The organism is Methylorubrum zatmanii (assembly GCF_014845115.1).
Taxonomy (GTDB): domain Bacteria; phylum Pseudomonadota; class Alphaproteobacteria; order Rhizobiales; family Beijerinckiaceae; genus Methylobacterium; species Methylobacterium zatmanii.
This window is the reverse complement of sequence record NZ_NKUI01000355.1, coordinates 1-772: the sequence shown is the minus strand read 5'-3', so window position 1 is coordinate 772 and position 772 is coordinate 1. Positions and strand designations below refer to the sequence as shown.

The window sequence follows — 772 nt, the reverse complement described above, 5'->3', positions numbered from 1 at the left end:
CCGAGGCGCTTGGCGGTGCGCTTGGCCTCGATCTTGTCGCCCATCACCCGGATATGGTCGGCCTTGGGGCCGATGAAGCCGATATTGTGATGGGCCAGCACGTCGGCGAAGCGGGCGTTCTCGGACAGGAAGCCGTAGCCCGGATGCACCGCATCCGCCCCGGTGATCTCGCAGGCCGCGATGATCGAGGGGATGTTGAGGTAGCTGTCGCGGGCGGCGGGCGGGCCGATGCAGACGCTCTCGTCGGCAAGCCGCACATGCATGGCGTCGGCATCCGCCGTCGAGTGGACCGCGACGGTGGCGATACCGAGTTCCTTCGCCGCCCGCAGGATGCGGAGCGCGATCTCGCCGCGGTTGGCGATCAGGATCTTATCGAACATCGCGGGGAGGCTACTCGAGAACGAGGAGGGCTTCGCCGTACTCGACCGGCATCCCGTCCTCGACGAAGATCGCGGTCACCGTACCGGCGCGGGGCGCGACGATTTCGTTGAAGGTCTTCATGGCCTCGACCAGCAGCAGCTTGTCGCCGGCCTGGACCTTCGTGCCGATTTCGATGAACGGCTTGGCGTCCGGTGAGGGGCGCAGATAGGCGGTGCCGACCATGGGGGAGGGCACGGCGCCGGGATGGCCCGCACCGGTCTTGGCGGTGGTGGGCGCCAGGGCCGCGGCCGGCGCACACGGCCGGGGCCGCCGCGCCGGCCGCCGGCAGGGGGGAGGGGCCCTGAAACGCTGGCGGTCCTTGCTTACGTGGGACCCGGGTCAGCGGGCTGCC

1 protein-coding gene and 1 pseudogene are annotated in these 772 nt (G+C 69.9%); both read right to left on the bottom strand.

The features are described 5' to 3' along the window. A partial coding sequence (locus MZTS_RS24700) for a biotin carboxylase N-terminal domain-containing protein (RefSeq protein WP_281397104.1) occupies positions 1 to 380 on the bottom strand: 380 nt, incomplete at its 3' end. Positions 381 to 390: 10 nt separating this feature from the next. Beyond that, positions 391 to 772 (bottom strand): annotated as a pseudogene (locus MZTS_RS24695) (acetyl-CoA carboxylase biotin carboxyl carrier protein); the annotation flags it as partial.